General features: G+C 47.5%; 9 protein-coding genes. 5 read left to right on the forward strand and 4 right to left on the reverse strand.

Annotated elements, in window-relative coordinates:
- Together AAC599_RS19815 and AAC599_RS19820 are read left to right on the forward strand one after the other, a co-directional pair.
- The coding region (locus AAC599_RS19815; RefSeq protein ID WP_340152110.1) for a hypothetical protein at positions 1 to 503 on the forward strand (503 nt) is incomplete at its 5' end.
- Between the two features lie 591 nt (positions 504 to 1,094).
- Positions 1,095 to 3,365: an ATP-binding protein gene (locus AAC599_RS19820; protein WP_340152111.1), complete on the forward strand. Its 2,271-nt coding sequence runs from the start codon at positions 1,095 to 1,097 to the stop codon at positions 3,363 to 3,365.
- Positions 3,366 to 3,369: 4 nt separating this feature from the next.
- Here the strand turns inward: AAC599_RS19820 and AAC599_RS19825 are convergent, their stop codons facing one another.
- On the reverse strand, positions 3,370 to 5,697 hold the full coding sequence (locus tag AAC599_RS19825; RefSeq protein ID WP_340152112.1) for an AAA family ATPase: 2,328 nt from the start codon (positions 5,695 to 5,697) through the stop codon (positions 3,370 to 3,372).
- A gap of 1,053 nt (positions 5,698 to 6,750) precedes the next feature.
- On the reverse strand, positions 6,751 to 7,815 hold the full coding sequence (locus tag AAC599_RS19830) for a helix-turn-helix domain-containing protein (protein WP_340152113.1): 1,065 nt from the start codon (positions 7,813 to 7,815) through the stop codon (positions 6,751 to 6,753).
- 576 nt (positions 7,816 to 8,391) lie between these two features.
- On the opposite strand from AAC599_RS19830, the gene AAC599_RS19835 reads away from it, so the two are divergent.
- From AAC599_RS19835 to AAC599_RS19845, 3 genes are all read left to right on the forward strand, one after another.
- Positions 8,392 to 8,775, forward strand: a complete 384-nt coding sequence (locus AAC599_RS19835) for a hypothetical protein (RefSeq protein ID WP_340152114.1) — start codon at positions 8,392 to 8,394, stop codon at positions 8,773 to 8,775.
- 238 nt (positions 8,776 to 9,013) lie between these two features.
- On the forward strand, positions 9,014 to 9,304 hold the full coding sequence (locus AAC599_RS19840) for a type II toxin-antitoxin system RelE/ParE family toxin (RefSeq protein WP_340152115.1): 291 nt from the start codon (positions 9,014 to 9,016) through the stop codon (positions 9,302 to 9,304).
- A 12-nt stretch (positions 9,305 to 9,316) separates the two neighbouring features.
- Positions 9,317 to 9,634, forward strand: a complete 318-nt coding sequence (locus AAC599_RS19845; RefSeq protein ID WP_340152116.1) for a HigA family addiction module antitoxin — start codon at positions 9,317 to 9,319, stop codon at positions 9,632 to 9,634.
- On the opposite strand, the gene AAC599_RS19850 is transcribed toward AAC599_RS19845, so the two are convergent.
- Together AAC599_RS19850 and AAC599_RS19855 are read right to left on the reverse strand one after the other, a co-directional pair.
- The gene (locus tag AAC599_RS19850; RefSeq protein ID WP_340152117.1) at positions 9,631 to 9,915 is read right to left on the reverse strand and encodes a hypothetical protein; all 285 of its coding nucleotides are present in this window, start codon (positions 9,913 to 9,915) and stop codon (positions 9,631 to 9,633) included. The genes AAC599_RS19845 and AAC599_RS19850 overlap by 4 nt on opposite strands.
- 109 nt (positions 9,916 to 10,024) lie before the next feature.
- A partial coding sequence (locus AAC599_RS19855; protein ID WP_340152118.1) for a hypothetical protein occupies positions 10,025 to 10,674 on the reverse strand: 650 nt, incomplete at its 5' end.

Raw genomic sequence — 10,674 nt, forward strand, 5'->3', positions numbered from 1 at the left:
CTTCCGTCGATGATCAATGTCTGATCCTGGCAAGGGAGTGGCAGCGCCTTTGTGCCGATCCCTGGACGCTGGTCAATGCCTGTTTGCGCGTAAATGAGGCCATTGAGCGTGTCGGGTTTGATGGCGTCCGGAAAGCATTGGAAGATATTAAACGACGGGGAAAAAGGCCCTCACGGCTTGGCGTGTTGGATATTCTTGATGGGTTGGTTACCGAATGCGCCAAGCACGAAGAGGCGGATGCCATTCCTGATCATTGCGATCCCTCTGATCCGCCTGAATGGCAAGAGATAAGCCAAGTTGTTGCCCAGGCCGATATTCCCGGTTGTCGTAATCCGCGTCTCTGGCTGTCGCAGATCCGCGCGGTTCTCAGTGGCTGCACAATCGATTTAAAAGCCCGGAACCGGTGCGTTCAGGACATGGCGCGTCATCATTTGATGCCGGTTATTGAAGCCGTTGCCGGACGCCGGGGATTGCTGATCGGAGATGTGTCATGCGTGAGTTGATGATGTCCTCTGATCATGTTCCTGTGTCGTTTGAAGTGCGGTTTGAGGCGTTTCTTCAAGTGGGGGAGCGACCGTGAGACAGGCTAAAGCGGTTTACTTGAAGTGCTTCAATTTGGGAGTTGGTGCTGCGACGATGTTCCCGGGATATGAGGGGGCTGTTAGGCAAGCAAATTCTTTGAGGATTCTGCATGCTTTTGATCAGCGTATGAATGATTACCTAAATAAATAGAGGCCGTTACCGTGGGGTACCCTGCTGCTAACCTATTGATACCTTTAGGGCTGATTATGTGTTGGCATGGGGCATATAAGCTTTGATTTTGTTGAATAATTTCTGCTAACGTTCGGCCCGCACCGCCTACAAGTAATTCTGCGGATTTTAACCTTATTCAAGTGTATAGAATCTGCCCGGATAGGCTGCCAATCCTGCTCAATAACTCTCAATTATTCTCGCGTGTCAAAATAGTAGTTATGTAAATATATCGATTGACAAAAAAGGGTCTAAAAAAACGTAGCAGCGTACAGAGGGCTGGGACTAACTCTGCACTCGAAATAGATTGAAACCTGCATAAAGCGGCGAATTGGAAAGAAATTATGTCTAGACTGGGAAACCTCTCTCACATCGATTTTGAAGAACTTTGCCGCGATATTGCCAAAGCGGACACTGGAAAAAGATTTTCAGCGTTCGGTCCAGGGCCGGACGGTGGCATAGATGGTCGTCACTCTAAGGGGGCGGATGCCACTGTCCTGCAATGCAAACATTACATTGGCTCGACATTTACGGCGCTGAAATCGTCCCTCAAGAAGGAAGTTTCCAAAGTCTCCAAACTCAAGCCTAAACGCTATTTGTTCTTTACGTCACAATCTTTGACAACCAAAAAGAGCGATACCCTGGCAGAGATTGCCGGTGACATCCTCCAGCAACCAGAAGATATCAGGGGCCGTGAAGACATTGAAGGAGCCCTCAGAACATACCCAGAGATCGAAAAATCCCACATCAAGCTTTGGCTATCCAGCACCGTTGTCTTAGAACGCATCCTAAATTCCGGCCTTGAGGCGTTCACTCAGGCAACGAAAGAAGAAATTCTTGATGACCTCCGTGTGTATGTGAGGAACCAGAGTTTTGAAGACGCCACAAAACGTCTCGAAGACCAAAAAATCCTGATCGTTTCAGGGCCCCCAGGTGTCGGAAAAACGACGTTGGCAAAAATGATATCCTATCAATATCTTGAAGAGGGTTGGCAGTTCTACGCCATCACCTCGTTGGAAGAAGGGTTTACCAAGGTCGATGACGGAAAGCCTACGGTATTCTTTTTCGACGACTTTCTGGGGCGGATTGAACTAAACCGCCAATCGCTTCTTCAGCGTGATACTGCACTTGCAACATTCGTGAACAGGATTCGGCGTTCGAAGAACTCACGGTTCATCCTCACCACGCGGGCGCATATTTTCGAGGAAGCCAGAAGATTATCAGATCACGTTGACGATAAGAAATTGCAGCTTGCCAAATATATTTTGGATGTCGGTGCTTACACGAGAAAAATCAGGTCGCAAATCTTGTTCAATCACTTATCCGCTTCTGAACTGACGCAGGAGCATTTTGAGGCTTTGCTGGATGGAGATTGGCTGAAAAAGATCGTTGATCATAAAAACTACAATCCTCGCATTATCGCTTCCGTGTCGAGTGATAGCATCGATGCGGTGGAGCCTTCAGATTACCCTGCATACATCTATGATGCCCTTGAGAATCCGGAGCTTGTTTGGAGCAAACCGTACCGCGCATTGGATATGAAATCGCAAAACCTGCTGGTCGCCTTGTTCTTCGGTTCGGAATATGGGCAAGAAGTTGATGAATTGAGAGGAAATTTTGCGGAGCTGCATCGGATTGTTTGCGGCCATTACGGACAGCCGACCAAGCCAGGAGATTTTGAAGACGCATTAAAATCGCTGGAATCCGGTTTTGTCTCTATTTCTGGACAGCAGGTTAGCTTTGTTAATCCTTCCGTTCGTGATTTTTTGAAATCGTACCTCATCGAGAAAGAATTTCTGGAACTTTTGCCTGCAACAGCCAGGAGGGCAGATTGGGCAAAGCAACTTTGGCGGCATGTCTGCGAGGTCTTTAAGTCTTACCCTGAGATCAAACACAAATTCGCCAGCGCTTTTGGCAGCTATTCTCGGGTGATTGAAACCACGCCATCAATGAAAAAAAATATGCGGCACGGATATACGAGCTATTCGCCGGATGACCTGTCACTAACAGACCGCGTGGAAATGTTGCTCCAATGGTGGGAGGCAAGCGGCGAAGAGCATTTTATTGACAAAGCGCTCTCTGTGCTGTCCTCCAGCACACTGCGTTTGATTTCATGGCAAGAGGGCAGGGACCTACCGCAGCTTCATTGGTGGGTAAGCAACTTTGTTGACGATGACGTTTCCCAAAAGCAAGCGCTTCTGGAAGCTATAGAAGCGCGCTTAATAGAGGTTATTGAAGATCGCCTTCCACCAGACGAATTAGTTGCCGTTACCGAGAGTGTTCAGGAATATATGTCCGAGACGCTGTCTGAACTTGCCGCATCCACATTGGACGCGGCAATAGAGTATGAGTTTTCGGATACCAGTGAAGCCATTTCCCATCTGGATACCGAAAGTAGCCTGAACGAACATCTGGAATACTTGGACTCGCTGGCAAAGCTCACCGGACGCGATTCTGAAACGGCTAAATCGGTTGTGTACGACCGAATTTCGGAAATTGAAGAGTCTCGCCACGAAGAACGTAGCACCGGATTTTCTCCATCGAAACGACGAAGCGATGAAGAGTTTGGAGACAACGACTTGGTAAGTCTCTTTTCAAATCTGCTTCGGACATAAACCGCTATTCGCCGCCAATTTGCAGCGAACTGTCCCCGATGGCTTGGCCTTCTGCATCTTCAGTCATTGCAGTATCGACCATTGGCATGACATTCGATACCTCTGCTTCGGGCGTTGCGATCGGCAATGCAACATAAGCGTCGTCCATCATCATCTTGTAGTGGCCGCCATGATCGTTCTCTTCGAAGATGCGCTGGAAGACATTCAAGTATCTTTGCAACTGCTCATCAGTGCATGACACATAAAGATCGCCGTGGGTATGATGGGAGCCATCATTGATCCAAGCGAAAAGTGCAGAGCAGACTACTTTATCTTTACCCTCGAATTTCTCGACAATCTCGTCGGAGTCAATGCCGCCATAGAACGTGAAATAATGCTCAAGAATGCGGCGTAGCACATTCTGAATAATGGCGCTCGAAGGATTTTGTTGCCTGACTTCTTGCCAAAGCAATTCATAGCTGGACTTCACTGGATTTTCGGCATGCGGGTTGATTTCTGATTTTCCCGACATCTTACGGATGATCCAAAACCCGTGATTGAGTCTGCCTGCTCCTTTGGACTTCTTTTCTTTTTGAAAGACGATTTCTCTGTGAAAGTAGATGTTGTGCGTCAGGATGAAAAGCTGCTGCACAGGGCTAGTCCCCACACGCATCTCGTTCATGACGTTGAGGATCAGACTACAGACAATGAAAAGAACGTCTGAATCCAGACTTGAAACAGGATCGTCAAACACCACAATTCGGTCTGTCGTTCCGCCGCTTGTTCCAAACGATCCCTTTATCCAGAAATAGAAATACAAAAATGTGATGAAGGACTTTTCACCTTCACTGAGGGTGTTTTTTGCATCCGTGCCATCGGGCCGCCGGACTTCGTAAAATCCTTCTTTGGAGCTTTCAAGCAGATGGAAATTCGTGAATCCGAATGAAGCCAGCAGCTTGTTGATGTCGTCGATCGTCGGCTTGATACTGGTGATCTCACGCTCTTTGGCTTCGATCTCTTGCTTAACTTTTTCCAAGGCCTCGGACTTTGCCGTTATACGGTTTTCCAGACCTTGAATCGCCTTATTCAGCGCAGCACGATCTTGGCTGAATTTCGTATGGATTGTCTTGGTGTCTTCGAGAAACCGTTTCCAAACTTCCGCCGTCAGTGTTCGTTTGCGTGCTGCTTGATTTTTGAAGGTATCATTGTTCTGCGTGGCCTTTGTATTGGCTGCGCCGATATGACCATCAACAGCCTTGAAAGCCTCCTCGGCAGCTTCGAGACCAATTGGAAGGCTGGGATTTTCCTTCTTGCGCTTAATGGCCGCAATGTTCGCCTCCAGTGTGATCCGGAGCGTATGGATATCCTTCTCCATTGCGTCTTTGTTCAGAAAACGGTAAGGGCGAATAACAATTTCGTCGTATGCGGTTAGCAGCTTGCGGGCCTCTGTTTCGTAGCCTGCAAAAAGCGCATCCAGGGACTTGATATCGCTCAGATATGCTTCATCGAAATAGTTCTCCAGATCATTTTCAAGATTGGCGGGAACTTCCTGCTGGCAGAAGGGACAAGCATTCGCTGAATGCTTAAGGTATTCGCGGCCTTGCCGCACCCAATCGCTATTTCCAAGTTTTACGACAAGCGCTGCGATATCGACATCCTCTTTGCCGATGATTTTCTTTGCAAGTATCGCGTCGGCTTCTTTGACGATGAGATCGCTGTAGTCTGGCTTTATGATAATGGCCTCTTCGGTCAGATCGCTGGCAAAGACTGTTTTCGCAGCTTCCCGCAACTTTTCCAATGTCTTCAGAGTTGCGGCGTTCGTCTTGACCATTTCCAAATAGGTATCGCGAAATTTTCCGCCGTCGCTGTTGAGGCCTTTAAATGCATCTTTCAGGTCATCATATCTCTTTTTTTCCGTCCAGATGTCCTTCTTGAATTGCTTATCGAGTTTGTCGCACTCTGGTCGTTTTCCTGTTTTCCCGCCGCCGCCATCTAAATTTTGACGTAAGCCAATGAGTTCTTTTTCAATGTCGGCCCTGTTGGTATTCAGCTTTTCAATTTCTTTGGCGACTTCGACATTTCCACCGAATGTGTAGATACCTTTGATGTTACTGCTGTCATCAAAATGATCGCGCACGAAATCGCGATTGTACACGCGAGTGTCGGCTACGGTGCCATTCTTCCAAGTCAGGCTGCAATCCGGTGTCGAACTGGCATCTTGAATGACACGCGAGATCGTCGTTTTACCCGCGCCGTTCGCACCAAAAATGAAATTTACGTCCTTCAGGCCCTCCAGTTGCGCTCCAGCTGCATCGTAGGAGCCGATATTGGCAAGATGCATCGACTCAATCATTGATTTATTATCCGTATATTTTATTACCTAGAGTAACAATTTGCGATTGATTAGATTTTTACAAGATGTCTATTAGTCATATAGTTCTCGTAGACATAATTTGAAAATTAAACAAAAGAAGCCCCGCCACTAGGGCGGGGCTTCGGTCGAGGTCGGAGGCCAGATCAGGCCGCGTCGGTCAAAGCTTTTGACGCCACGCGCTGGGCCTCCAGCCATGGCGCAATTGAGGCACACTCAGTACCAAATTTCGCCCACACTTGCCAACAGGGAAAGAGTACGAAAGAGCACTATCTATCTGAAAAATATCATGTAAAAAATTGAGCGATGTTGAGAATTATAGGCAGACGCTTGGCTCATAACCTGAAGGCCGCAGGTTCAAATCCTGCTCCCCGTAACCAATAATATCAACGCCTTAGCTGAGAAATCGGCTAAGGCGTTTTTGTGTTTGGAAGCAGATTGGAAGCTTTTAGGGAGGGTGGTAATTGATTAACTGATTGATACGGCTATTTTGCGGGACTTGATTTGCATAATTCAACAGCTTCACCAGCAGTTAATCCCAAACCGCCATTGGCAGTATGAGCCCATGCCTGCGCATAGCATTGGGTTACTTCGAGTGCATTGGTCGCACGATTGCAGAGTTCTACAGCCTGCCCAGTTGTTAACCCCAGACCTCCATGGCTGGAATGAGCCCAGGCCCGGGCATAACATTGCACGACTTCGATGGTATTTGATGCGCCGTTGCATAATTCCAGAGCTTGACCGCGAGTTAGCTCCAATCCGTCGTCGTTAGGGTGAGCCCATGCAAATTCAAAGCATTGGATCGCTTCGCTTGCAACTGCCCTTGTACAACCAAGGAGCATTGTTACTAAGAACGCAAAGTATATGTATTTCATTACGTCCCTCGATAAATTGCAGTCTGTCTAACAAGTTTGCAAAAATCTTCGCCCAATGCAATTTGGCTTTAGCTACTTGATATTATTAATATGCCTGAATGCGTGGTGAGATATCATGCAATTGGCCTTAGCCTGTTGCCGTGTCTTGGTTCCAGCATGTCTAGTGTTTGTCATGGTTGCAATAATTCCATGACGTGTGTCGGGCTGGGTACTCTGCGAGTGAAATCTCATTTAAGCCAAACTGATAGTGATGCTCAAAACTTTTAATCCTGTCAGCAATTTCCTTTTTATAAGGAAATGTAGCGTCGTGCAGAACGCCGTTTTGATCACGGTGTTTTCTTTCTAGTCGAATGACTATTGGGACGTTGGTTTTGGTGTTGAGCATTATTGCGACAGACTCATCATGATCCCAGCTAACTAAATTCAAAACTTCCCTAGCATTTATCCAACGCGAGATCGCTCCTACGCAGTCTTCGCTGTTCTGGAAAACACGACTGTCGAAAACTGTGCGAACGAATGATTGGCTTCCGTCGTAAGATGGGATTGTTACGTCGCTTATAGGTGTGCTTGGGCAGGTGTGGGTTTCTTCATTGATCAGGTTGCTCACCGTAACTAAGTAACAATTGCCTCCCCGGCGGAGTTTGTTGGGGCATTCAAATGAAGTCGCGTTGTTCTGCAAAAAACTCTCTATTTCTCTGTCCAAGAGAGATCGCTCAAAGTTGCTCATGCTTGTAGTCATGATGCCTTTTTCGCTATCGATGCGGACCTTTGCAAAACGAAATATTAGGTCGTCTGTATCCTGGTATTCGCTAAAATGTAGTGTTGAGAAAAGACCGTCATGACTGAATTTTGCATGGCGCTTGAATTCACCTTCATAGCTGAAGTGCAGAGAACCACTCTCTTTCTTAATCCATTCAAACATTTCAGAACTGTAGTGGAATAGCTTGCCGGGTTCTAATAGGTTGTGATCTACAGAACCGTATTGAACCCAGTAGTTTGTAAATAGGCTTTCTTTTTTTCCCTCAAGGACCTTGAGAGAAATTCCTAATACATCTGCGATTGCCTCGGCGGTCTTGAGTGTTGTGCGACCGAGCCGCTCAATTCTTTTGATGCCATCAACGCTTTTATTAATGGCCTCGGCAAGCGCTTCCTGTGTGTAAGAAGCTTCTTTCCTATAGTGTGTAAAGATGTCAGGTTTGATGAAAAATGTTTTAGATTTAACCATGATGTACTCCTTTAGTTGTCTAGGAGCAGATGTGTATCATTGAAAATAGTAACCTAAAAGATGACTAAGGTGTATTATTCCCTGTGTGTTCTGTTTGGTGTTCGTTCGCACCTGCGAGTTGGCTCGGAAAACCTTGACGGTTTTGGCTCTATAAAGTCGAACTTCTATGTAATGAGCTCGGGCGTTTAACGGCGCGGCTCCGCGAACCGCCAAATGTAGTTCCGGGTGCTGTGAAGCGCTTTCCGACAATTTCGGCTAAATGGGTCGGACTTTCACAATATCCGGTCTAGAAATTCCGAAAGCTACTGACGGCCCAGTTGCGAGGCCTTGTGGCTGTTGGAAACTGACCTTTGTCAGGTCACGATGCTTCGTATCTGTCCTGTGTCCCAGAAACGGCTGCTTATTGCGCGATGTATTGCTGGCACGAATCTTGACAGGGTTGTCAGTAAAGCAATGGAGCTTTCCCAATCTGCCATTGACTGGCTGAATGCAGTCGTCCTGCCTTTCTGATTTTCGCTTGTCCCTTGCATCAAAACCTCTAAAGCTTTGTTCAAACGAGCAACAAGGAGGGTGCAAATGGAATTTTTTAATTGGGCGGATTGCTATGCCTATGTCCTCGAATGGTTAAGGAAGCAAGGTTACTCAAGGCCAATATTTGAATTGGTTTGCAGGATGGCTGCTCTAATGTTCTGCGAGCAGTACCGTGATTACAAGAAGTCTTGCAATGAAGAGATTGCCGAAGATGATCTCACGATTGTCGACGCTAAGCTCGAAGAGGTTGATGCGTCGACAATCGCTTTGGTCAGAGTTCGATACAGAGGAAGGGTCATCGTATTGGTCTTCGATACAAAGGGATTTGTTAGGTGTTACCTCGATGGTGAGCCTAAGAGTACCTTTTTAACCGTTCAGGAAGCCATGGACGCAATTGACTATGAGCTCGATTCCAAGTTAGAGCCCTAACACAAAAGCCTCAGGGTCAAACTTGGGGCTTTTTCTTTGCAGGCGTTTGTAAGTTTGTCGACAAGATGTGCTTTTGGCTAAGCCGATATGGCAATCGTTGACGATCCGGACTTCAGTTTTGTTGCTGCCTTTGTGTGATAAGTCTTTCAGTGGACTTCCTGAAGTGCTCAAATAGGGCACTTCAAACACAATAGTAAAACATGCTTGTAACGTGTGTCGATACAGGGTACATTAAGCCATGATCAATTCGTTTCGGGATGATTGGTTGGATGCCTACTATTTTAAGGGAATTAAGTCCTCCAACATACCCCGCACGATCGAAAAAGCTCTTAAGCGCAAGCTTGATATCCTTCATGCCGCGCATGGCGCGCAGGATTTGAGAGTGCCACCGGGAAATCGATTTGAGCATCTGCAGGGAAAGCTTTCTGACAAATGCTCAATACGAGTGAACAAACAGTACCGCCTGGTTTTCCGATGGAATTCAGGCCAGGCAGATGGGGTTTATCTCGATCCCCATACATACAAGTAGTGAGGTGATCCCATGGTTGAAACCGTCAAAATACCCGCTCATCAGCCTACCAGTGTGGGGGAGATGCTCAATGAAGAGTTCCTTGAGCCTCTGGAAATCAACCAGGGCAAACTTGCAGAAGCGATGGGTGTCGGTCGAAAGACTGTCAATGAGCTCTGCGGGAACAAGCGTCGAGTAACTCCGGAAACGGCATATTTGCTTGCAAAGGTTCTCGGCACGACCCCGGAGTTCTGGATGAACCTCCAGTTCATGAATGATATGTGGCGGGCGCAGCACTCCAAAACTCTGACAAAGAAACTGGAACGCGCTCAGCCACTTGTTGCTGCCTAGCGATCATTGCTGATGATACACTCCAACAAAAGCCCCGCCAGTCGAGCGGGGCTTTCTTCATTCAACATTGCATCATCAAAGCTCACCGTTTGAGGTTTGAGCTGCGTGTAAGTGATGGTGTAGATGTTTGCTCCATTGCTTTGAGAGTCTGTCAGCTTGTCCAGTATGGCCAAATCACTCTTGAGCTTTGTCCGTTCCTGCATCTGCTTGCGGCTAAGCTCAGGCTGGCCTCCATTCTGGCCGGGGCCTCTGGCATGAGCATCAGCAAATGGATTGAGCACCAGATCGAACGGGCGTGAACGGTCCTTTTGGGGATTTTACATATGTAAGGTAGAGGGTTGTCTCTCTGATCAACCGGCACAATTCTGCCGGTTGCCATTCTTTCCTTGATCAGGAAGAGAGCCGCTTGTCGGCAGTGATGATCGCTGGAAAATCAAACGTCACCTCGCATTTTCGATCCCAGCGTTCCTCGATCTCATCCCAGGTGGCGTGAATGGTCAGTCTGTCGATGATTTGCCGAAGCGGAATCACCGCTTCCGGATCTCGGGACCAGACCCGTAATTTGGCAATCAGTTTGTTGTGGCGAGCGAGAATGCGGTCGATGCTTTTCGGGATAGACGTATCGGTCAGTTCCCGTTCATATCGGGAAATATCGAGTTTCGTGCGATGGATCTGTTCTGACTTGTCATTGAAGAATGCACGGATTTCATGGGATCTGGAATCGGGCCCCAAGGCATCAATCACCTTGTTCAGGCCTGTACGTATATCCTCAAGCTCTTTTCTCAGTCGTTTGATCTCGCGTTCAAGTTTGGACCGCCTCTTTACCATGTCTGCATTGTCGAAATGCGCCATGATCATGTCCTGGTCAAGTGTGCTGATTGCCTTGATCACCATTGCGATAACCTCGTCATAATTGAGGCTCCGGTTGGGGCAACCTTTCATTTTACAAGAGTAGTGTCGTGCATAGGTCGCGACAATCTGTTCACCATGCTTGCCGCAATAGAGCTTGCCGCCAAAGACCGCATTTGCGCGTTTGCCGG

The sequence above is a fragment of the uncultured Sneathiella sp. genome (assembly GCF_963976355.1).
Classification (GTDB): Bacteria; Pseudomonadota; Alphaproteobacteria; order Sneathiellales; family Sneathiellaceae; genus Sneathiella.